At 61.8% G+C, this 21,906-nt stretch carries 21 protein-coding genes; 3 read left to right on the top strand and 18 right to left on the bottom strand.

Annotated features, from left to right (window positions below):
* Positions 1-39: 39 nt before the first annotated feature.
* The 9 genes from BUA38_RS02230 to BUA38_RS02270 form a co-directional block, all read right to left on the bottom strand.
* Complete coding sequence (locus tag BUA38_RS02230) at positions 40-357, bottom strand: antibiotic biosynthesis monooxygenase family protein (RefSeq protein WP_072816513.1); 318 nt, start codon at positions 355-357, stop codon at positions 40-42.
* 88 nt (positions 358-445) lie between these two features.
* Complete coding sequence (locus BUA38_RS02235) at positions 446-1,309, bottom strand: sugar phosphate isomerase/epimerase family protein (protein WP_072816514.1); 864 nt, start codon at positions 1,307-1,309, stop codon at positions 446-448.
* Complete coding sequence (locus BUA38_RS02240) at positions 1,309-2,502, bottom strand: dihydrodipicolinate synthase family protein (RefSeq protein WP_072816515.1); 1,194 nt, start codon at positions 2,500-2,502, stop codon at positions 1,309-1,311. Before BUA38_RS02240 ends, BUA38_RS02235 begins: the two co-directional genes overlap by 1 nt.
* Before the next feature lie 12 nt (positions 2,503-2,514).
* Positions 2,515-3,666, bottom strand: coding sequence for a Gfo/Idh/MocA family protein (locus tag BUA38_RS02245; RefSeq protein WP_072816516.1), 1,152 nt, complete (start codon positions 3,664-3,666; stop codon positions 2,515-2,517).
* Positions 3,663-5,066 carry a hypothetical protein gene (locus BUA38_RS02250; protein WP_072816517.1) on the bottom strand — a complete coding sequence of 468 codons (1,404 nt, stop codon included), beginning with the start codon at positions 5,064-5,066 and terminating at the stop codon, positions 3,663-3,665. The genes BUA38_RS02245 and BUA38_RS02250 overlap by 4 nt, the downstream gene beginning before the upstream one ends.
* Before the next feature lie 10 nt (positions 5,067-5,076).
* The gene (locus BUA38_RS02255; RefSeq protein WP_072816518.1) at positions 5,077-5,925 is read right to left on the bottom strand and encodes an ABC transporter ATP-binding protein; all 849 of its coding nucleotides are present in this window, start codon (positions 5,923-5,925) and stop codon (positions 5,077-5,079) included.
* Positions 5,926-5,928: 3 nt separating this feature from the next.
* Positions 5,929-6,912 (bottom strand): ABC transporter substrate-binding protein, encoded by a 984-nt coding sequence (locus tag BUA38_RS02260; protein WP_156898907.1) that lies wholly within the window; start codon positions 6,910-6,912, stop codon positions 5,929-5,931.
* A 54-nt stretch (positions 6,913-6,966) separates the two neighbouring features.
* Entirely contained in the window at positions 6,967-7,776 is an 810-nt protein-coding gene (locus BUA38_RS02265) for an ABC transporter permease (protein ID WP_072816520.1), read from the bottom strand.
* 147 nt (positions 7,777-7,923) lie between these two features.
* Complete coding sequence (locus BUA38_RS02270; protein WP_072825753.1) at positions 7,924-8,583, bottom strand: TetR/AcrR family transcriptional regulator; 660 nt, start codon at positions 8,581-8,583, stop codon at positions 7,924-7,926.
* 260 nt (positions 8,584-8,843) lie between these two features.
* On the opposite strand from BUA38_RS02270, the gene BUA38_RS02275 reads away from it, so the two are divergent.
* Together BUA38_RS02275 and BUA38_RS02280 are read left to right on the top strand one after the other, a co-directional pair.
* Positions 8,844-9,179, top strand: a complete 336-nt coding sequence (locus BUA38_RS02275) for a hypothetical protein (protein WP_072816521.1) — start codon at positions 8,844-8,846, stop codon at positions 9,177-9,179.
* Between the two features lie 70 nt (positions 9,180-9,249).
* Positions 9,250-10,143, top strand: coding sequence for a sugar kinase (locus tag BUA38_RS02280; RefSeq protein WP_072816522.1), 894 nt, complete (start codon positions 9,250-9,252; stop codon positions 10,141-10,143).
* Positions 10,144-10,149: 6 nt separating this feature from the next.
* Here the strand turns inward: BUA38_RS02280 and BUA38_RS02285 are convergent, their stop codons facing one another.
* Together BUA38_RS02285 and BUA38_RS02290 are read right to left on the bottom strand one after the other, a co-directional pair.
* A complete protein-coding gene (locus BUA38_RS02285) occupies positions 10,150-11,370 on the bottom strand; it encodes an NAD(P)/FAD-dependent oxidoreductase (protein ID WP_072816523.1) in 1,221 nt (406 codons plus the stop codon).
* Position 11,371: 1 nt separating this feature from the next.
* The gene (locus BUA38_RS02290; RefSeq protein ID WP_072816524.1) at positions 11,372-12,577 is read right to left on the bottom strand and encodes a cytochrome P450; all 1,206 of its coding nucleotides are present in this window, start codon (positions 12,575-12,577) and stop codon (positions 11,372-11,374) included.
* Between the two features lie 114 nt (positions 12,578-12,691).
* Here BUA38_RS02290 and BUA38_RS02295 point away from each other — a divergent pair, with 114 nt between their 5' ends.
* Positions 12,692-13,498 (top strand): enoyl-CoA hydratase/isomerase family protein, encoded by an 807-nt coding sequence (locus tag BUA38_RS02295; RefSeq protein ID WP_072816525.1) that lies wholly within the window; start codon positions 12,692-12,694, stop codon positions 13,496-13,498.
* A 116-nt stretch (positions 13,499-13,614) separates the two neighbouring features.
* On the opposite strand, the gene BUA38_RS02300 is transcribed toward BUA38_RS02295, so the two are convergent.
* From BUA38_RS02300 to devC, 7 genes are all read right to left on the bottom strand, one after another.
* The gene (locus BUA38_RS02300; RefSeq protein WP_072825754.1) at positions 13,615-14,955 is read right to left on the bottom strand and encodes a TRAP transporter large permease; all 1,341 of its coding nucleotides are present in this window, start codon (positions 14,953-14,955) and stop codon (positions 13,615-13,617) included.
* A 2-nt stretch (positions 14,956-14,957) separates the two neighbouring features.
* Positions 14,958-15,533 (bottom strand): TRAP transporter small permease, encoded by a 576-nt coding sequence (locus tag BUA38_RS02305; protein WP_072816526.1) that lies wholly within the window; start codon positions 15,531-15,533, stop codon positions 14,958-14,960.
* A gap of 156 nt (positions 15,534-15,689) precedes the next feature.
* Positions 15,690-16,673, bottom strand: a complete 984-nt coding sequence (locus tag BUA38_RS02310) for a TRAP transporter substrate-binding protein (RefSeq protein ID WP_072825755.1) — start codon at positions 16,671-16,673, stop codon at positions 15,690-15,692.
* A gap of 47 nt (positions 16,674-16,720) precedes the next feature.
* Positions 16,721-17,719 carry a TRAP transporter substrate-binding protein gene (locus BUA38_RS02315; RefSeq protein WP_072816527.1) on the bottom strand — a complete coding sequence of 333 codons (999 nt, stop codon included), beginning with the start codon at positions 17,717-17,719 and terminating at the stop codon, positions 16,721-16,723.
* A gap of 96 nt (positions 17,720-17,815) precedes the next feature.
* On the bottom strand, positions 17,816-19,540 hold the full coding sequence (locus BUA38_RS02320; protein WP_072816528.1) for an IlvD/Edd family dehydratase: 1,725 nt from the start codon (positions 19,538-19,540) through the stop codon (positions 17,816-17,818).
* A 79-nt stretch (positions 19,541-19,619) separates the two neighbouring features.
* On the bottom strand, positions 19,620-20,717 hold the full coding sequence (locus BUA38_RS02325) for an ATP-binding cassette domain-containing protein (protein WP_072816529.1): 1,098 nt from the start codon (positions 20,715-20,717) through the stop codon (positions 19,620-19,622).
* Positions 20,717-21,904 carry an ABC transporter permease DevC gene (gene devC / locus BUA38_RS02330; protein WP_072816530.1) on the bottom strand — a complete coding sequence of 396 codons (1,188 nt, stop codon included), beginning with the start codon at positions 21,902-21,904 and terminating at the stop codon, positions 20,717-20,719. The genes BUA38_RS02325 and devC overlap by 1 nt, the downstream gene beginning before the upstream one ends.
* Between the last annotated feature and the right edge of the window lie 2 nt (positions 21,905-21,906).

The following is a 21,906-nucleotide window of genomic DNA, read 5'->3' on the forward strand; positions in this document are numbered from 1 at the left end:
AACAGAGAGGCCGCGCCACAAGGCACGGCCTCTCCCATTTTAGTTGTGCTTGAACGGGCCGACTTCGCGGATCACCCGACAGATCTGCAAGAAGCCGCTCCCGTAGAATTCAGCATGTCCGCGCTTCATGGTTTCGACATGATCGGGGTGGGTTCGCCAGGCTTCCAGCGCCTCTTCCGAGGCGAAGCGGAACACGGTGATTTCCTCGCCGTCCTCGGCCCTGAACGACTTCACCGACAGAAAGCCCGGCAGCTTGCTGACGATGCTATACATGCGTTCGCCGAGCTGGCCATATGAATCCATGTCGGCATCATCCCGCAGCTTCAGGTCGCCGACCACGATCACATCACTGATCATTTTTTAAGCCTTCCACCAAACGAATGACGCACCGCCCGATCGAGCCGGGCGGCAACTTCTCGCTAATTCGCCTTGACGGATGCGTTTGTTACACCACGGTCCGGTGCCGTTCGATGCAGGTGCGCACCACCTCATCCATCGGCTTCGTCCACCAGGTGTCGGAGAAAATCTCGATCTCGGAGTAACCGGAAAATCCTTCGGCTTCGACCGCCCAGCGGAACGATTTGATGTCGATCACGCCATCGCCCATCATGCCGCGGTCGTTGAGAATGTCCCTGGTCGGCACCAGCCAGTCGCAGACGTGAAACGCCAGCAGGCGATCCTTGCCCGCGCGCGCGATTTGGGCAAGGACCTCCGGGTCCCACCAGATGTGATAAACGTCGAGCGCTACGCCAAGCGCGCCGGTGCGACCGGGATCGAGGCGGTCGCAGATATCGAGCGCATGTTTGGCCGTATTCACGCAGGCGCGGTCGCCGGCATAGACCGGATGTAACGGCTCGATCGCCAGCGGCAATTTGGCACCGCGCGCATATTCCATCATCTCGGCGATGGCGTCTTCGACCTGCGAGCGCGCCGCCGCGATATCCTTTGAGGCCGCGCTTCCCGGCCGCGAATATTGCGGCAGGCCGCCGACCACGAGCACGATGCAGGGCGCGCCGAGCGCCTTGGCTTCGTCGACGCAACGCCTGTTATCGTCGCGCACCTCAGTGCGGCGCGAAGCATCCGAGGTGAACATGCCACCACGGCAATAGCCGGAGAGCTCGAGGCCCGTTTCGCGCACCGCCCGCACCGCGCGCCCAAGACCGACGGCGGCGACCTGGTCGCGCCAGGGATCGATGGCGCGGATGCCGTGCCGCGCGCAGGCCTCGATGATCTGCAAGAGATCGCCCTGCTTGCGGACAGTTGCGGTGTTGAGCGACAGCCAGCGGTGATCGGCCGAGAAGTCGCGCATCAGGCTTCCAGACCACGCAATGCGAGAACGGCCTTCATCCGCCGCGTCGCCAGTTCCGGATTGGCGAGCAGTCCGGCTTGATCGGCCAAGCGAAACAGTTCGGCCAGATGCAGCGTCGAGCGCGTGCTTTCCTGCCCGCCAACCATGGTGAAATGATCCTGATGCCCGTTCAGATAGGCCATGAACACGATGCCGGTCTTGTAGAACCGCGTCGGCGCCTTGAAGATGTGGCGTGACAGCGGCACCGTCGGCCCAAGCACGTCGTGGAACCCTTGCGTGTCGGAAGCCGCCAGCCGCGACAGCGCGTAGGACGCCGCCGGCGCGATTGCGTCGAAAATGCCGAGCAGCGCGTGCGAATAACCCTGCTCGTCACCGGCGATCAGTTCGGCGTAGTTGAAGTCGTCGCCAGTATACATCTTGACGCTCTTGGCCAGGCGGCGGCGCATGTCGATCTCGCGTTGCTTGTCGAGCAGCGAAATCTTGACGCCATCGACCTTCCCTGCGTGCGCATTGATGATGGCAACGGCGGTATCCATCGCCATGTTGAGGTCCGCCGTACCCCAGTAACCGGCAAGCGCGGGGTCGAACATATCGCCCAGCCAGTGGATGATCACGGGCTCGGCCACCTGCGACAGCACGCGGCCGTAGACCTTGGCATAGTCGTCCGGGCTACGGGCGATTTTGGCGAGCGCGCGCGAGGCCATCAGAATGATCCGTCCGCCGGCCTTTTCGATCGCCGCGATCTGTTCCTCATAGGCGCGGATCACATCGTCGATATTTCTGGCGTCTTCAACCGCGAGATGGTCGGTGCCGGCGCCGGAGAATACCAGCGCCCCACCCCGTGCCTTTGCAGCAGCCACCGAGCGCTGGACCAGTTCGAGCGAGGTCGGCCAGTCGAGCCCCATGCCGCGTTGCGCGGTATCCATCGCTTCGGCAACACCCAGGCCGAGGTCCCAGACATGCTCGCGAAACGCAATCGTCTTGTCCCAATCGACCGCCGCCGTCAGCCAGGGATCGACATCGGCCAAAGGATTCGAGACGACGTGGGCCGCCGAGAACGCCACGCGATTGAGCGTGCCGTCGAGCTTGGCCGGAAAATTGCGCGAGGCCGCGAGGCGATATGTTTCGACCTTGCCGCCAGCGGTCGGCAGTTTCAGCGACAATGACGAGACAGGCATGACGGGTTTGTTCATGACCCTTCTCCCTTAAACCTTGATCGGCGCGACATCGATCCAGCGCTTCTCGCGCCAGCTCTGGAGCGCACACTCAGCAAGCTGCACGCCCTTGGCGCCTTCCAGCAGCGTGTACTTGTAGGGCGCATCCTCGCAGACATGGCGGATGAACATTTCCCACTGCTCCTTGAAGCCGTTGTCGTAGGTCACGTTCTCCGGCAGCTTCTGCCAATCACTATAGAAATCATGCTGGCGCTTCTCGTCCGGATTCCACACCGGCCGCGGCGTCATCTGGCGTGCCTGGATCATGCACTCGGTGAGGCCAGCGACCGCCGAGCCGTGGGTGCCGTCGACCTGGAAGGTGACGAGGTCATCGCGGTAAACGCGCGTCGCCCAGCTCATGTTGATATGCGCAATCACGCCGCCCTTGAGGCGGAAGGTCGCGTAAGCCGAATCGTCGGCCGTGGCCTTGTATTTCTTGTTGTCTTCGTCCCAGCGCTCGGGGATGTCGGTATTGCCGATGCAGACCACGCTTTCGACCTCACCAAAGAGGTTGTCGAGCACGTAGCGCCAGTGGCAGACCATGTCGAGGATGATGCCGCCGCCGTCTTCGGTACGATAATTCCACGACGGCCGCTGCGCTTCCTGCCAGTCGCCCTCGAACACCCAATAGCCGAATTCGCCACGCACCGAGAGCATGCGGCCGAAAAATCCGGACTCGCGCAGGAAGGCCAGCTTCTTCAGGCCCGGCAGGAACAGCTTGTCCTGCACCACGCCGTGCTTGAGACCCTTGCTGTTGCCGAGCTTCACGATTGCGACCGCTTCTTCGAGATTGGTCGCAGTCGGCTTCTCGCAATAGACATGCTTGCCGGCGTCGAACGCCCGGGTCAGCAAACCCGGCCGCGCCTGCGTGGTCGCGGCGTCGAAGAACACGGTGTCCTTCTTGTCGGCCAGCGCCGCATCGAGGTCGGTGGTCCAGCGTTCGACGCCGAAGCGCTTGGCGAGCGCCTCGATCTTTGCCGGGTTGCGGCCGACCAGGATCGGGTCCGGCATCACGCGATCGCCGCTGGAAAGCCTGACGCCTCCCTGATCACGGATCGCGATGATCGAACGGATCAAATGCTGGTTGAGCCCCATGCGGCCGGTGACACCGTTCATGATCACGCCGAGGCGTTGCGTCGTCATATCGATTGCTCCTGCAATATTCTTGCTTTTGGTTGTTGAAAGGCCTGCATCGTCGGCCACAGCGGATGCACGCCGGTCGCAAAGCCCGGCGCGGTCAGCGATCCCGTCAGCAGATCGCCGTCATGGATCGCGAGCCGGGCCTTGTTGCCGGCGCGCGTATAGAGGTCGGGATGGGCGGTAAGGAAGGCAATCGCCTCGTCAGCCGGCGTTTCGCCGAAGCCGTCCACATAATGATGTCCGTTGCGCTCGGTGTGGGTGATCCCGATCAACGCACCGAGCGCGAGATCCTGCTGCACCGAGAGCCCGGCCTGACAGGTCAGGTCTTCGCCCGTCACGAAAAATTTCTCGCTCGACGTGCTCCATTTGGCCGCACGGGTCGCGTTGATCACGGACTTGTACATGCCCTTGCACGCCTTCGAGGAAATGCCGCGGTAGCCGAGCGCGCGCGCGGCGACGAAGGCGTTATAGGAATCATCGGCCTCGTCGATGATAAAATCGCAAGCACCAAGGCCGGAGACCGGCGAGGCCTGCGTGGTGTCGCGCGGCATCGGCTGCTCGATATAGAGCAGCCGGCTCGCGATCGGAGCGAGCGCTGCATCGCGGCTCAACCGATCGACCAGGCTTCGTAAATCGCCGGGATCGGCATATTGCTCGTTGGCGTCGAGGGTTACGCTATAGGCATAAGGCAGCGTCGCGAGCTCCCGGCCGATACGAACAAGCCGCGCAGCATCAGATTCCGGATCGCCGGCCAGCTTGAGTTTGAAATAGCGCGCACCGGAATTCTCTTCCCGGTCGGCAACACCGCCGGCTCCTTCAACCGTGTCATCGAGGCCGACGGTGTGGCGGATGGCGACGCGCTCGCGGCGGCGGCTTTGCGCGAGAAACCGCATGATGTCGTCATTGGAAAGATCAGGCGACAGCCGCGCGTCGATGCCGGTAATATTGGCGGCCATGCCGTCAAAGAAGTTCGTTCCGGCACCGCGCAACAGCGCATCGAGAATGGCCTTGTTGATTTCGGCAGGCCCAAAGAGCGCCGCAAGCGGCGGGATGTCTTCCTTCGCGCACTTCTCGATCTGTACTGCAATTCGCGAAGCGTGATGGCCGAAGGCCGTATCGTATCCGGAACTGGTCAGATAGAGCTGGCTCGCGATCGCAAGCGAACGCCGTAATTCATCGACGGTTTGTTCCGGCGAGAGCTGGACGCGCTTGTCGAACCATTTCGGCACCATCATCTCGGCGCTGGCGCCGACCGCCCTACCCTTGCCTTCGATCTCGATTTCGACGCGCACGAAGACCTGCGAGGCCGCCTCGACCACCACAGCGCCAAAGCGGAACGGCCGGGCAAAGCGCACGGGGCGTTCGAAAAGCGTGATATCCCGCACGGCGAGGCGTTGCGGCATGGTTACACCTTCAATCCAGCGCGCTTTGCGTGAAGAAGTGCTTGCGGATGCGCTGGACCAGTTTCGCGAATACCGGATCGCTCATGACGTCGAGCGAGCGCGGGCGCGGCAATGGCACATCATAGATCGCCGCGATCGCGCCGGGCCGCTCGGTCATGACCAGCACACGGTCGGCCAGAAAAACCGCTTCCGGAATCGAGTGGGTGATCAGAAGCACGGTCTTGCCCGTGTCGCGCTGGATGCGCATCAATTCGACATTCATGCGCTCGCGCGTCATGGCATCGAGCGCGCCGAACGGCTCGTCCATCAGCACGATCTTGGGATCGTGCACCAGCGCCCGGCAGATCGAGGCGCGCTGCTGCATGCCGCCCGAGAGCTGCCACGGCAACTTCTTCTCAAAACCTTCGAGACCAACCAGCTTGAGCAGCGCCTTCGCCCGCGGCAAATATTCCTGGCGTGCGAGACGCTTCATGTCGATCGGCAGCATCACGTTATTGAGGATGTTGCGCCAGGGCAGGAGCAGCGCGTTCTGGAACACGATGCCGACATTGCCATGCGGCTTGTCGACCTTCTCGCCCTCGACGAAGATCTCGCCGGTCGAAGGCGGCAATAGTCCAGAGATCATCTTCAGGAGCGTGGACTTGCCGCAGCCGGATGGCCCGACCACGACAAAGAATTCACCGTCATTGATCTGGAAATCGAGCGGCCGCAACGACGGGATGTCCCCGTCGCGCGAGCGATAGGTTTTCGAGACGCCCGACAGGCGAATGCCGGGCGTGTGCGGTGCGCCACGATCGGCCACGACGCGCAAGTGCGCGGCGGACGGATTCGGACTTGAGGGTTTGCTGGCTGCGTTCATTCGTTATTTTGGCAAATAGTCGTTGGTGTAAAACGCCTTCGGGTTTTCCTTGGCCTTGGCGTCAAGCCCGCCATACTCGACCATCAGGTTGACGGAATCCGTCATGTTCTGCTCGGTGACCTGGAACGGCCGTTTCGATTTTGTTTCAGCGGTGCGATAGAGCGGGATCGTCAGCTCGAACCCCTGCGTGAGCGTATCGATCTTGCCGCCCTTCGGGTTGGCATCGAGGATCGATTGCGCCGCGCCCTTCGGGTCTTTTTCGGCGGCTTCCACCGCCTTGGTGGTTGCATCCATGAAGCGCTTCACGACATCCGCATTGGCCTTGACGTAGTCGGTGTTGGCCACAAGGCCCGACGACACCATGTTGATGCCGTAGTCGGCGAACTTGATCGGATAGACGTCCTTGCCGGTGGCATCCTTGATCTTCATCGACTGATCCATGACGTAGCCGAGCAAAAGATCAGCCTGGCCGTTGATGACCGCGTTGAGCTTGGTCTGGCCATCGCCGGCCACGGTGGTGAAATCGCTTTCCTTCAGGCCGGTCTTTTTCAGAAACAGCGGCCAGATCTGCGTCATGGAGTCGGCCGGCGTAATCGCCACCGTCTTGCCCCTGATGTCGTCGGGCTTCCTGATGTTCTTGTCGACAAGTCCCATCACCGACATCGGGCTGGTCTGGAGCAGCACGCCGGTTGCGACGATCGGCGCGCCCTTCACCGCCGCGCGCATCATGGTCGGCACGTCGACATAGCCGAAGTCGGCCGTCTTCGCCGCCACGGCTTGCGTGGTCGCGGCCGAGCCGCGGCCTTCCTGGATTTCGAGATCGATGCCTTCAGCGGCGTAAATGCCCTTGGCCTTGCCGTAATAAAACGGCGCGTGCTCGCCATAGACATACCAGTTGAGCATCAACACGACCTTGTCCGCGGCTTTCGCCGGCAACGCCAGCATCGTTCCGATCAGCACTGTTGCAAGAGCTGCAACCACACGCATCATGTTCTCCTCCCAAGCCCTTTGTTCGAGCCGCCTTTTGGCCTGCGGCTTCGCTTATGCCGTCAAAATGATCTCTTCGCGCTGGCTGACATGCCAAGGCACCACCAGCTTCTCGATACGGTCGACAATCCAGAACAGGATCACCCCGAGCAGCGCCAGGATCACCAGCGCCGCAAACATCGTCGGCAGGTCGAAGGTGCCGATCGAACGCTGCATCACATAACCGATGCCGGAATTCGAACCGACGAATTCGCCGACCACGGCGCCGACGACCGCCAGCGTGACGGAAACTTTCAAGCCGGAAAAGATCGCCGGCATCGCATGCGGCAAATTGACCGCGCGGAAGACATGAAAGCGGCTGCCCTGCATGGCGCGCGCAAGGTCGACCATGTCGGGGTCGACGGACTTGAACCCCTGAACCGCCGAAACCACGACCGGAAAGAATCCGAGCAGGAAGGCTGAAATGATCTTCGGGAAAATGCCGAAGCCGAACCACACAACGAACAGCGGCGCGATCGCAATCTTCGGCACCGATTGCGAGAACACCAGGAGCGGATAGACGTAGCTTTCCACCGTCTTCGATCCCGCAATCAGCATGGCGCAGGGGATGCCGAACAGCGCCGACAGCAGGAAGCCGCAGATCGTCGCATAGGTGGTCGGCCACGACTGTCGCGCCAGTTCCGGCCAGTCCTGCCACAGCACGGCGACGACGTCCGCAGGCGCCGGAATTTGATAGGCCGGAATCTTGAACAGGCGGATCGACAGATCCCAGACGACCACGATGAAAATCAGGAACAGAAACGGCCGCACCCACGCCGCGTTCAGCGCTTTCGACAGGGTGGATGGCGCTTTCAGTTCAGCCAAGTTTCGCTCCCTTGTGGCCTTGATTTTTCGGCCTTGATTTTCGTCGAAATTAACCCGTTGGATAAATACTGTCCAGCCGCTTCCGCCGGTATTTTCCGCCCTACTTTTTCGCCCCTGTCGGGTTCGAATACGAAGCTAAATCCCGGATCAGGCAGGCTGTTTGGCGGGCGCGGGCATCTTGGCCGGCTTCTTCCGGCCGAAAAGCGCAAAGGATTTTCCGGTCAGCGCCGCGAGCACCAGCGCAACCATGTGATCGAGCCGCTCGTCCCTCGCCTCCTCGTTGAGGAGGTCGCGGCCGAAAATCACGCTCAAGGTGGCGCTGTTGGAGAGATAGAAGAAGCACAGCGCGGCGATCGAGATATAAAGCTGCACCGGATCGACCGCGACGACGAAATCGCCGCTGACAACGCCGCGCTGCACCACGGTACGGATCATTTCGACAAACGGCGAGTGCATCGACTTCACCTTGGTCGAGCGCTTCAGGTGGCGTGCCTTCGCAACGTTCTCGGTGTTGAGCAGCGCCAGGAATTCTGGATTGCGCAGGAAATAATTCCAGGTGAAGTGAATGAGGCGCTCGATCGCCTCGGGCGGATCGAGATGTTCGAGATCTAGTCCGCGCTCTTCCACCCTGATCTTCTCATAGGCGCCTTCGAGCACGGTGAGGTAAAGCTCTTCCTTCTTGCCGACGTGGTAGTAGAGCATTCGCTTGTTGGCGCCGGCCTTGGCCGCGATCCGGTCGACCCGCGCGCCGGCGAGCCCATGGGACGCGAACTCCTCCTTCGCCGCCTCGAGAATGCGAAGCCGCATCCCCTCCGGATCGCGCTGCCACTTCTGGTTTCGCCGCGTCTTGGTCAATCAAAATCCCGCCTGTTAGGGGCGTCTCGACGTTCTCACCGCTTTCGCCTGTAGCATGTGAGCGCGCCAAAATGAACCATCGCGCGCTGTTTCCCGCGGGCGCGGTGGTGGCGTCGCCCCCGCTAAGGCGTTTATGATCGCATCATGGGCCTCTATTCGACCTTGGTTCGTCCGCTTGTCTTTCGGTTCGCTGCCTGGATCGCAAGCGCCATGTGTTGATCGGCGCCGGCGGCGTTTCCACGGCCGAAGACGACGCCTACGCCAAGATCCGTTTCGGTGCTTCGCCGGTTCAGCATCTCACCACGTTGATCTCTCAAGGCCCCGGCGTGGTTCGGAAGATCACCCTCGGCCTTGCCCGATTGCCGGCGCGCGACGGTGCGAAGCATCTGACGGAGGCGGTCGGCGTGGACGCGGTTCAGGGCGCCGTGCCACTTGTTTTCGCGCCGGAACCCAACACATCGACGTCCGTTAGACCCGGCGCGCGAAGCGTGCTCGGGCCGGCGGCTGCCCGCTTTCGGGGTGTTTTTGCGAATATTTTCAGCGGATAATCCCGTGGAACCGGTGCTAATCTTGGCACCGATCTGGCCGGGTCACCCTTGAACCTATGATGGGCAATGCATGCAGGCTCTCTTCATCGGACAAACCTATATCGACGTGACCTTCATCACCGACCACATGCCAACCGGCGACGAGAAGCATGTCGCCTCGGCCTATGCGGTCTCGTTCGGAGGCAACGCGGTCACAGCGGCGTTTTGCTGCGCCAAGCTCGGGATCGTACCGGACCTGATCGCCACGGTCGCCAATGACTGGCTCGGGCGGATGTTCCAGGATATGTGCGCGAAGTACGGGATTTCGATCCACCCGCGCAAGGTCAACTCCTCTTCGCTGTCCTTCATCATGCCGAAAGATGGCAAGCGCGCCATCGTGCGATGCCGCGACGACGAGCACATCCATCCCTTCCCGCATCTGAACCTGAACGGCTGCCGCGCGCTCCACATCGACGGCCACCAGCCGGATGCGGCGATCCACTACGCCAAGCAGTGCCGCGAAGCCGGCGTCCTGACCTCGCTCGACGGCGGTGGCCTGCGGTCCAACACCCATGAGCTGCTTGAATTCATCGATATCGCGATCGTCGCCGAACGGCTATGTGAGCAGATGAAGCTCGAGCCGCGAGAGATGCTCGATTATCTCAAAAGCCGCGGCTGCCGCATCGGCGGGGTTACCATGGGTGAGCGCGGGCTGTTCTGGTACGACGAAAGCGGCGCCGTTCGCATCATGCCGGCACTGCCGATTCCGCGCCAGCGCGTGATCGACACCAACGGCGCCGGCGACGTGTTTCACGGCGCCTACGTGTATTCCTACCTCGCTCATCCCGACAAGAAGTGGAACGACCATTTCGAATTCGCGCGCGCGGCTTCGACCCACAAGATCCAGCGTCTCGGCAACGAAGCGGGATTGCCGAGCGCGGCCGACATCGACGCCGTGAACAGGGAGTTCGCGATCATAGCCTAAGGCGGGTTACGCCAGCACGGACTTCAGATCGAAGCTCGCATCGGCCGCCTTTTCCGGCTCGATCGAACGGTTCAGCCCGAGAATCTTGCGGCCGAACACGTGATCCGCCGCGCGGTTGACGGACTCGATGCCGACAAGCTGGCCGGCCCTATAACAGAAGGCCGAGAACGAGCGCGCTTCGCGGTCGCCGCGCACCACGACCTGGTCGTATCCGGTCGTCAGCCCCGCGATCTGAAGCTTGTCGTCGCCCTGATCGCTCCAGAACCACGGCAGGCCGTCATAGACCTTGGCATCGCCCGTCAGCCGCGCCGCGACGCAGCGCGCCTGGTCGGTGGCGTTCTGCACCGACTCCAGCCGGAGCGAACCACCAAAGCGCGGACTTGCGAACAGCGCGCAATCACCAATGGCCGAGATATTGGGATCGGAGGTGAGAAGATATTCATCGACGATGATGCCTGAAGCCACCGGCAATCCCGCCTCCGCCGCAAGTTCGACATTCGGCAACACGCCGACACCGACCACGACCAGATCGACTGGGACGTGATGGCCGTTGCTGAGGCTGACGCCGGAAACCTTTTCGTTCGTGTTCTCGATGCTGGTCGCCTGCACGCCGAGGTGAATACGGATGCCTGCCGCGGTGTGCCGCGCCTGAAAGTAATCCGAAATTTCGGCCGTCACCGCGCGCGCCATCACCCGTGGCCCGAGTTCGATCACGTCGACCTCAAGACCCTTGATGCGCGCGGTTGCGGCAAATTCCAGACCGATGAAGCCGGCGCCGATCACCGCGACATGTTTCGCCGCGCCGATTCGCAGCCTGAGCGCCTCGCTCTCGTCGAGGATGCGCAAATACTTCACGTCCGGAAGATTGGCGTTCGGCAGATCGAGCAGACGGTTGCGCGCGCCGGTCGCAAGCACGAGGTGGCCGTAATCGAGAAAGGCGCCCGAGGTGAGCACCAGCCTTTGCGCGGCGCGGTCGATAAAGGCGGCACGGTCCGCGATCAACTCGATGTTCTGGTCGCGGTAGAATTTGTCGGGGCGGAACATCAGGCTGTCCGGCTTCCCCTCACCTTTCAGATAGGCCTTGGACAGCGGCGGCCGCTGATACGGCAAATGCGCCTCATCGTTGATCAGGCAGATCCGTTCGGCAAAGCCATGCTGGCGCAAAGAGGCCGCCACCTGATAACCGGCATGGCCGGCGCCGACGATCAAAACAGTCTTTTGGGTCATGCTATGATAGAGCCGTGATGCGAAGCGGAAGGGTGTCGAAACCGCGCAGCGTGTTGTTCAACCGCCGCCTGGGTTCCGCAATCAATTCGAACGATTCAACACGTTTTGCAAGCGCAGCCAAGATCGCTTCGGTCTCCAGCCGGGCGACCGACTGCCCGACACAGCCGTGAACGCCGGTGCCAAAGGTCATATGTCCGGCCGCACGGCGGCTGATGTCGAACACATCCGACCTTTCCCACCGGCGCGGATCGCGGTTGGCGGCCGCCAGAAACAGCAGCACCTTCTCGCCTTCGCCAAGCTGCACACCGCCGACTTCGATCGCCCTGGTGGTGGTGCGGAAGAAGGTCTGAACCGGCGCCTCGAAGCGCAAAACCTCCTCAAAGGCGTTGCGGATCAGGTTCGGCTCCCGACGCAGCGTTTGCCATTGGTCGGGATAGCGGGCCAAACAGTAAAGAGCGTTGCCAAGCCCGTAGACGGTCGTGTCGATACCGGCCGACAGAAAAGAGCGCACCAGCATCCCCGCTTCATCTTCCGACAACTCCCCGCCATCGACGGCGTCGAAAATCTGCATGCCCAGCCCGCGCGGGGCCAGCGCAGCCCGGTTGCATTTCGACATGATCCAGTCGCGGACCGGGCCGGCATGGGTCATGGCCTCTCGCAACAGGTCGTTGTGCGGACCAAACGAGTTGAACACCATGCTGCCATAACGCAACAGGTTCTCGCGGCCCTCCTCGGGAATGCCGACGGCATCCGGAAAGACTTTCAGCGGATAGGCTTCGGCCAGATCTGCGATGCCGTCGAATTCGCGCCGCGCGACCAGCTTTTCGATCAGCCGATCCGCCTCGCGTTCGAACGTCTCACGCAACGCCTTGATCGCGTTCGGCCACAGCAGGCGGGTCAGCACGGCGCGGGTGCGCGTATGCAATGGCGGGTCGGCTTCGAGGATGATGCTTGGCGGCCACCACGGCGGCTCTTTACGGAAATCGCTCAGGCCCACGCCCGCCGACGAACAATACGTTTCCCAGTCGGTCAACGCTTCGCGAACCTGGTCATGCCGGGCCATCGCCCAGACGCCGTATTTCTCGAGCCACACCACAGGTCCGGCTTCACGCAGGGCCTCATGATGTGGATAGGGGTCGCCAAGAAAGCCATGCGAAAATGGATCGACGGTCGAGATCGGCCGGCTCAACGTTGCCTGAACACCCACGACGCCTGCTCCCCGATAACCGCTCCCCGATATCTTGCAAGCTTCGCGTGGGATTGTCACCACCTGCCGGTTCGATTTAAATGCCGGGGATCCGATGACACCGAGGCCCCGCCGATGGCTGCGAGCGAAGATACATCAGGTGTCCCGCCGTCCGAGCTGGCATTGCTCGGAATCGATGGCGCGATTGCGACGATCACGCTCAACCGCCCCGCGAGTTTCAATTCGATCGATCTTTCGACTGCCAAGCGACTGCGGAAACTCGCCGCCGAGGTCGAGGCATCCGACGACGTCAAGGTGCTGGTCATCGAAGGCGCCGGCCGCGCGTTTTGCGCCGGCGGCGACCTCCAGACCTTGGGGGCGGCGGCCGCATCCGATACGATCGCGCCGGTCGTCGGAGAGCTTCTGCATCACTACCACGCCTTCATCGCTGCTCTGGTGCACATGCCCAAGCTTGTGCTCGCGAGCGTTCACGGCTCGGCGGCCGGCGCCGGCTTCTCGCTCGCTTCCATCGCCGATCTCTGTATCGCCGCCGACGACGCGCGGTTTACCCCGGCCTATGCGAAGCTCGGCGTGTCGCCCGATGGTGGCGGCACAGCCGGAGTAGCGGCCGCTGTCGGTCCGCGGCGCGCGTTACAGATTTTTCTCGGCGAAGACAGTTTTTCCGCCGCGCAAGCGCTCGAGTGGGGCCTTGTCACCAAGGTCGTTCCAGCCATGGAACTGAAAGCGGCCACGCGCGAACTGGCGCTTCGGCTCGCGCAAAATGCGCCTGCCGCTATCGCCGCCACCAAGCGGTTGGTGCAGCGCGCGCCCAAAAACTCGATCGAACATCAGCTCGACGCCGAACGCGACGCCATCATCGACAGCATGCACACCGACGAGTTTCGCGCGGCAATCAGCAAGTTCCTGCGCAAGGAAAAGTGACCTCCCTCATGGTGAGGAGGCGCTCTTCGCGCCGTCTCGAACCATGAGGCCGCCGTTTTGGCCTCATCCTTCGAGACGCGCGTTGCGCTCCTCAGGATGAGGAACAGGCTACGCTCCTAGTTCGGGCAGATATAGCCGGTTCCTGCCGGCGACTTGAAGCAGCCGACCGACTCCGGAATGACGTGCTTGGGCAGCCACAGCACCACCTTGGGGAAATAGATCGTAAAGGTGATGGTGACGAGGAACACGACATAGATCGGCAACGCCGCGCGCAACGCCTTGGAGAACGGCACGCCGACGAATTTCGAGGCCATCAGCAGCACGAGCCCGTAAGGCGGCGTGATCAGGCCGAACGCCAGCGTCGCGATCAGCACCACGCCCATATGCACACCGTTGATGTCGCCGGCCTGGGTCAAGGTGTTCACCAGCGGCATGAAGATGATGATGGTCGGCACCGGCTCGATGAAGTCACCGATCACCGTGAACAGCAGCACGAGCAACAGCATCATGATTTGCGGGTCGCTGCCGGCGATGGAGGTGATCCAGTCGGCGATGACAATGGCGCCGCGCAGATAAGCCAGCATCCAGCCGAAGGCGTTGGCGGCGCCGATGGTGATCAGCGGCAGCGAGAAGATCAGCCCGGCGAGGCAGAAGTCGTAAGGGATCTTCCTGAAGTGCCCGCGGTTGAGCGCGGGGATCACGACCGCGATGATCCAGATCACCGCGACCACGCCGGCTTCGGTCGGCGTGAACCAGCCTGTAAGAATGCCGCCGAGCAGGATCACCGGAATCATCAGCGGCAACGCGGCGTCGCCGGTGGCAAACATCACCTGACGCATGGAGGCACGCGGCTTGCGCGCGCCGATCGGCCCGAAGAAGTAGCAATAGATCATCAATCCGAAGCCGATCATCAGACCCGGCACAATGCCCGCCATGAACAGGCCCGCGATCGAGACGTTACCGACCGCGCCATAGACCACCGCGGTGATGCTCGGCGGCACCAGGGCTGCGATGGTCGAGGCGGAGGCGATGATCGCTGCGATGAAAGCCGGACTATAGCCTTCGCGCCGCATCGGCGTGCCCAGCGCACGGCTCATCACGGCGACGTCGGCGGTGGTCGAGCCCGACATTTCCGAGAAGAACATGCTGAAGACGACGACGACCTGCGACAGCCCGCCCCTGATATGACCGACCAGCGACAGCGACAGGTTCGCGATCCGCACCACGACATTGGCCGAACTCATGAGTTCGCCAACCAGCAGAAAGAATGGAATCGCCAGCAAGGCTTCCGAATCGACGCCGTCGAAGATCTTCTGGATGATCGCCGCGAGCGACACGTCGGTCAGTAATGCGCCGACAAAAACGCCGGCCATCAGCGAGAATGGCACGGGCACGCCGAGATAACCGAAGAACAGGAAACAGAACGACATCAAGGCAAGGACTAGCGGAGGACTCACGGTCACGCTCCCCGGCCAAGGGTCGTCTCGACCGGCGGAATGATCAGTTCTTCCTGCGGCTCCGGATGGTCAAAGCCGTTGCGGATGCCGTTGACGAGCTGCTCGGCCGTGAACAGCGCGATCAGGATCGCCGAGAGCGGGATCACGGCGTAGAGCGAAGCGATCGGCGTACCGGACGGCAGACGGAAACTGCCGAAACCGCGAAGGTAATTGACGTAGCCGAACCAGATCAGGCAGAACGCGACGCCCAGCACCACGAAGCGAATGACGATCTCGACGAACGTCCGCGGCGCGCCATGCAGGGATTCCGAGATCGCGGTGAGATAGAGGTGATCGTTGCGGCGGGTGGCGACCGCAGCCCCGATGAAGATCGCGTAGATGAACAACGTCGAGGTGACCTCCTGCAACCACAGCCAGGGATGGCCGATCGTGCGGGTGACGATGTCGGCCGTCACCGACAGCGAGAAGCCGAAGCACAGAATGCCGCAGATGATCATCAGCCCAAGTTCGAGCCGGTCGAACACGCGCCACTTCAGGTGATGCTGCCGCTGAAGCACCAGTTTGTCGGCCAAGGCCATTGTTGAACTCGCTGCCAGATAACCTTCTTGTCGTCCCGGCGAACGCCGGGACCCATAACCACAGGTGTTTATTGCTGAAAGGAAGTCGGAGACATCATCACCTAACTGAAAGGCCGCGGCGTGTGGGTCCCGGCGTTCGCCGGGACGACAGAGACTCTAGTTAATCGCCTTGATCAGGTCCTTGATCTTGTCGGCATGGGGTCCGAGGTCCTTGGCGAGCTTGTCGAGATAGGGATCGGCGATCTTCTGGAATCCGGTCTTGTCGACGTCGTACACGATCTTGACGCCGATCTTCTCAAGTTTGGCAGCCGCTGCCTTTTCCAGCTCGAACGCCCGCTTCGGCTCTTGCGTGCTGACATCGCGCGCAGCCGCCTGCACCCACGCCCTCTGTTCGGCATTGAGGTTCTGCCACAGCTTGTCGCTGATCCAGAGGATGGCGTTGTTGGCCTCGTGCTCGGTCATCGAAAGCACCGGCGCGACTTCGTAGTGCCGGTTGATAAGGTAGACGTTGACGGCATTCTCGCCAAAATCCATCACGCCGGTCTGCAAGGAGGTATAGACGCTGCCGAACGGCATATGCACGGTCTGCGCGCCGTAGGCCGCGAACATGGTGTCTTCGGTCGCGGTTGCCTGCACCCGAACCTTGTATCCCTTGAGATCCTCGACCTTGCGCACTTCGCGCTTGCCGTACATGTGCCGGAAACCCTGCGTGCCGAGCCCGATGGCGTGAATCCCCTGCACGGTGCCGTCGATCATGTCGCGGATGGCCTCGAACACCTTCTGGTCGCCGAGCGCCTTGATATTGTGATCTTCATTGCGGAACAGGTAATGCAGCGACATCACGCCCGCCTGCGGCGAGATCGTGGACGTATTGGCCGACGATACGATCGCAAAATCGATATCGCCCGAACGCACCAGTTGCAGGAGCTGCGGCTCCTGCCCGAGCTGCGCGCCCGGATACTGGTCGACCAGCATGGTGCCCTTGCTCAATTCCTTCAGTTTGGCCGAGAAAATGTCATAGGCGATGCTATAGCCGGAATTGAGCTGCTGATCGTGGGCGAAGCGATAGTGTTTGACCTCTTGCGCGCCCGCTGCGCCGGCTAATACGATTGCGGCCAGACAGCCCAGCAGGCTTGTTATTCTTGTTTGATAACGCAACGTCGTCCTCCCATTGATATTTTTTTTGGCTAGTTGATCGCCCGGATCAGATTTTTGATTTTCTCGGCATGCGGGCCGAGGTCTTTGGCGAGTTTGTCGAGATACGGATCGGCGATTTTCGTGAAGCCGGACTTGTCGACATCCGTCACCACCTTCACGCCGATCGACTTCAGCTTTTCCGCCGATTGATGCTCGAGCTCGAACGCCTTGGCCGGTTGGGTGCGGTTGACCTCATCGGCGGCGGCCTGCACCCAGCCCTGCTGCTCCGGCGTGAGGCTGTTCCACAGCTTGTCGCTGATCCAGAGCAGGCTGTTGTTGGCCTCGTGTTCCGTCAACGACAGGACGGGCGCGACTTCATAGTGCTTGTTGGCGAGGAAGACGTTGATGCCGTTTTCGGCGACATCCACCACGCCGGTTTGCAGCGAGGTGTAGACGCTGCCGAACGGCATGTGCACGATCTGGGCGCCGTAGGCCGGGAACATGGTGTCCTCGGTCGGCGTCGCCTGAACCCGCACTTTCAGTCCCTTGACGTCATCGATCTTCCGGATCTCGCGTCTGGCATACATGTGACGCAGGCCGAGCGTGGCGAGCCCGATGACGCGGGCGCCCTGCACGGTTTCAGCGATCATGGTCTTGACGGCTTTGGACACTTCCGGGTCCGCGATCGCCTTGACGAGATGGGCTTCGTTCCGGAACAGGAAGTGCATCGACATCACGCCGGCCTGCGGGGATAACGTCGCGGCATTGGCGGATGAGGAGATGCAGAATTCGACGTCGCCAGATTTCACGAGCTGAAGCACCTGGGGCTCCTGCCCGAGCTGAGCGCCCGGATACTGGTCGATCAGCATCGTGCCCTTGCTCAGCGTCTTGAGCTTGTCGGCGAAGATATCGCCGAGGATGCCATAACCGGTCGTCTTCGGCTGGTCATAGGCGAAGCGGTAATGCTTCACCTCCTGGGCTGTCGCACCTGCCGCCATGAGAAGAAAGGCAGCAACGAACGCAGCGAACGGCTTGCCAAAACTGGCCATCGTCTCCCCCTCCCTGATTGTTTTCTTGGATCATCCCATCGGCCTTGTCGGGATGTCAATCGAACTGAGGGAGAAGACCTGTTTGGCCGTTGCCTGTTATTTAGCTTCGGATCTGCCTTCTGATTTCCCCTGGGCACGCATGAAGTCGAAATCGCAGCCCTCGTCGGCCTGCAAGATCGTCTCATGGAACAGGTGCGCGTAACCGCGTTTGGCCCAGTCCGCCTTCGGCAGCTTGAGCGTGGTGCGGCGCTTTTCGAGCTCGGCCGCATCGACCAACAGGTCGATACTGCGCTTGGCGACGTCGAGGGCGATCATGTCGCCGGTCCTGACCAGCGCCAGGGGCCCGCCGACCGCGGATTCCGGCGTGATATGAAGCACGATGGTCCCGAACGCCGTGCCGCTCATCCGCGCATCCGAAATCCGCACCATGTCCTTGACGCCGGCACGCAGCAATTTTGAAGGGATCGGCAGGTAACCGGCCTCCGGCATGCCCGGCGCGCCTTTCGGCCCGGCATTGCGCAGCACCAGCACGTCATCGGCCGTGACGTCCAATGCGGGATCATCGACCCGCAGCGTCATGTCCTCGACGGATTCGAACACGACCGCCCGGCCGGTGTGCTGTAACAGCTTGGCCGTCGCCGCGGACTGCTTGATGACCGCGCCGCGCGGCGCGAGGTTGCCATGCAGGATCGCCATCGAGCCCACCGACTTGATCGGGTTGTCGCGCGTGCGAATGACATCCTGCCCCGGCACGTCTTCGGCGGCCGCGACAACTTCGCGGAGCGTCGCGCCGGTAATGATCTTCGCCTCGAGATCGATGAGGTCGCCGAGCTGCGCCATCAATTTCGGCACGCCGCCGGCATGATGGAAATGCTCCATGTAATGGGCGCCCGACGGTTTCAGGTCGATCAGAACCGGCACCTCGCGGCCGAGCTTGTCGAAGGCTTCCAGATCAATCCGGTGCGGGCTGCGGTTGGCCATCGCGGTCAGATGGATGAGGCCGTTGGTCGATCCGCCGATCGCCTGCATCACGATCTGCGCGTTGCGGAACGACGATGCCGTCAACAATTCGCTTGGCTTCGGCCCCTTGGCCTTGGCCATGTCGGCGGCGACCTTGCCGCTCGCTTCCGCCAGGCGAAAGCGTTCGGCATGGGGCGCCGGTATAGTCGCGCTCATCGGCAGCGACAGGCCGAGCGCCTCGGTGACGCAGGCCATGGTGCTCGCGGTGCCCATCACCATACAGGTGCCGACCGACGGCGCGAGGCGCGAACTGACCGCCTCGATCTCGACATCGTCGATCTCGCCGGCGCGGTGTTTGCCCCACAGCCTGCGGCAATCGGTACAGGCGCCCAGAACCTCGCCGCGATGATGTCCGACCACCATCGGACCGACGGGGATGACGACCGTCGGCAGATCGGCTGAGATCGCCGCCATGATCTGCGCCGGTAAAGTCTTGTCGCAACCGCCGATCACCACCACCGCATCCATCGGCTGGGCACGGATCATTTCCTCGGTATCCATCGCCATCAGGTTGCGCAGATACATCGAGGTCGGATGCGAAAAGCTTTCCGCGATCGAAATGGTCGGAAACACCATCGGCATGGCGCCGGACAGCATCACGCCGCGCTTGACGGCTTCGACGATCTGCGGCGCGTTGCCGTGGCACGGATTGTAGTCGCTATAGGTGTTGGTGATGCCGACGATCGGGCGATTCAGCGCATCGTCCGAATAGCCCATCGCCTTGATGAAGACCTTGCGCAGAAACAGCGAAAAGCCGGGATCGCCGTAACTCGCCAGTCCCTTGCGCAGTCCATCAGCCATGGCCGAAACACCCTTTTGATTTCTTTGCGCCTGTTATGAACTCGGCGCCAGAATTGTCAAATCAGATCGCACCACCCGGCTACTGCCGCTGGAAATAGATCTTGTAAAGCTGCTCTCTGAAGCTCGGGCTTGCGTCAACGGCTGCGCGAAAGTCGTCTTTGGCGAGGCGGTAGGCTACCAGTCTTTCCTGGGCGATCACGGTCGCGTTGCGCGGCCGATCCGTGATCAAAGCCTGTTCGCCGAAGCACTCGCCTGATCCGAGCATCGCGACCGCCTCCTCACCGTTCCCTGCCTGATAAATCCCGACTCTCCCCTCGCGGATCAGGAAGAAGTCCTCGCCGCTGTCGCCCTCCCGCAGGACCACGTCGCTGGCATTGTACGCGACGCCTTTCATCTTGCTGGCCACGTTGGTCAGATCGACCGGCGACAGCTTTTCGAAGAGCGGCAACCGGCGCAAAAATTCACAGATCACGACGGCCTCATTAAGCACGACGTCGGACTTGATCGCGCCGTCCACCATGTTGACGACGCGGTCGGCGAGTTCGATCAGTCTGGTGTCATGCGTCACCATGATGACGGTGCAGCCATGCTCGGCTGTCAGTTCCTTGAGAAGTCCGGAGACGATCTGGGCGGAGTCGCGATCGAGCGCGGCAGTCGGTTCATCGGCAAGCACCAGCCGCGGCCGGTTGACCAGGGCCCGCGCCACCGCGACGCGCTGCCGCTGGCCGCCCGAAAGCGACCGCGGCTTGTAGTTATGGCGATGCCCCAATCCCAGACGATCCAATATGGCAGCGGCCGCATCTCTCATCTCGTAACGCGGAAGATCGCCGACTTCCATGGCCAGCATGACATTCTCAATCGCGCTCAAGGAATCGAACAGATTGTGCGCCTGAAAGATGAACCCGATCTTGCGCCGGACCGAGACGAGCTCGCTCGCGGGCAGCTTCGCGAGATCGTGGCCGAGCACGTCGATGTGGCCGCTTTGCAACGAACGCAGCGCGCCGATCAGCGTCAGCAGGGTCGTTTTGCCCGAGCCGGACGGCCCCGTCATCACGACGAACTCGCCCCGGCTTACCTGCAGGCAATTGTCGAAAAGCACCTGATTGCGCGCATCGCCCTCGCCAAAATAATGGTTGAGGTGCCGGACGTTCAGAATGGCTGGCAGCGCCTCTTCCATCAGAACACCTCGGCCGGATCGGCATCGAGAACCCGCCGCATCGCGACAAGGCCTGACAACAGGCACATCGTCAGCGTCAGCGCCGCGCTCAGCAACAGCAGCCCCGGCGTCAACTGCATCGGCAGCAGACTGTAATCGCCGATCGCGTGGAACAGAATGCCGGCGGCGAGCCAGGCCGGCACCATCGCCGCAACCGCATAAAGGACGGCCTGCTTGATCACGCTTCCGATCAGATAGCGATCGTCAAATCCAATGGCCCTGAGCGTTGCATATTGCGGTAGCTGATCGCTGAGGTCGGTATAGAGGATCTGATAGGAGATCAGCATCCCGACGACAAAACCGATCACCGCGCCGAGGTCGAAGATCGGGCCGACCGAAGACGTTTTCGTCTGGAAGGTGGTCTCGAGCGCAATCACCTCGGCCTTGGTCAGCGGCAGGACGTTCGGCGAAAGCGCCTGTTGCAGCGCCGCCTTGACCGTTGCGACAGCAGTCCCCGGCGTCACCTTGATCACGCCAAACTCAACATCGGCCAGGTCGCCGGCGGCGAGCGCGCCCCGCGCAAACATCTTGAGAAAATTGCGATCGCCGGTGAGCAAGGTGCCGTCAGCCAGAAAGTCCGGGCCCAAGGGAAAGGTGCCGACAATCCTCACCCGCCTGCGGCCGAGCTCGGTTTCGGTCCCGTCGGCAACGCGACCCAGAAACGATCGCGCGTGAGAGTCGAACATCACGGTATCGGGCTGTTTCAGCGCATCGTGATGGGCTGCGATCTCCGGCCACAGCCAGGGGGACGCATCAGGGTCAAAGCCGTAGACGTTGATCGTGAAATTCTTGCCGGTCTGCGGATTCTTCCACAGCGTCACGTTGCCATAAATCGGACGGATCGAGGCAACTCCCTCGACGCTGTTGGCGAGATAGAGCTGACGGCGAGAGAACGCATCCTTGCGCCCGGTCCGGTATTTGGTCGAACTCACGAGAACGATGTCGCCATCCATGTGGCGGATCAGCTGGAGCGAGGATTCCAGGAACGCGTTCCGAAAGCCGAATTCGACCAGCATCAGCACAACAGCGAAAGCAATGCCGAAGATCGACCGGGCCAGGCGCCGCCTGTCGGCCGTCAAATTCCGCAACGCCAGCGGAACGCCATCGAAAAGCGCGAATCCGAACAGTGATGAGCTGCTATTGCTCATAG

The organism is Bradyrhizobium erythrophlei, from assembly GCF_900142985.1.
In the GTDB taxonomy this organism is placed as follows: Bacteria; Pseudomonadota; Alphaproteobacteria; order Rhizobiales; family Xanthobacteraceae; genus Bradyrhizobium; species Bradyrhizobium erythrophlei_B.